Here is a 374-nt window from a genome sequence, read left to right as displayed (position 1 = left end):
GCTCGAATTCGAGGAAGCGCTCGCGCTCCGTATCGACCTTCGCATAGAGGTTGTAGAGCTTGCCCCAGAATGTATTCGACGGATTGAGGTTCTCGAAGTTGGTGACGAGATGCGCGCCGTCGAAATGGCCGTCGCCGAGATCGGCCGCCAGCGACGACATCCACGAGCCGCCCAGCATGCCGCCCGAATAGCGCATCGGATTCTTGCCGCGCACGCCCGCCCAGTACGAAAGCGGCGAGCCCGCGAGCATCAGCGGACCGACCAGCGAAGGCGCGGACGCGGCCAGCAACGCGGCGGCCCAACCGCCCTGGCAGTTGCCGATCACGAAGGGCTGGCCGTCGGCGTCGGCATGCAGTTCGCGCACTTTCTGCAGG

1 protein-coding gene is annotated in these 374 nt (G+C 65.8%); it reads right to left on the bottom strand.

Annotated elements, in window-relative coordinates:
- Positions 1-374: DUF3141 domain-containing protein (locus SB772_RS39380; protein WP_410838436.1), on the bottom strand; the 374-nt coding region annotated here is incomplete at both ends.

The organism is Paraburkholderia sp. SIMBA_030, from assembly GCF_046535245.1.
Lineage (GTDB): Bacteria > Pseudomonadota > Gammaproteobacteria > Burkholderiales > Burkholderiaceae > Paraburkholderia.
Note: the sequence above shows the minus strand (reverse complement) of the source record. Positions and strands in the feature narration are given on the sequence as shown.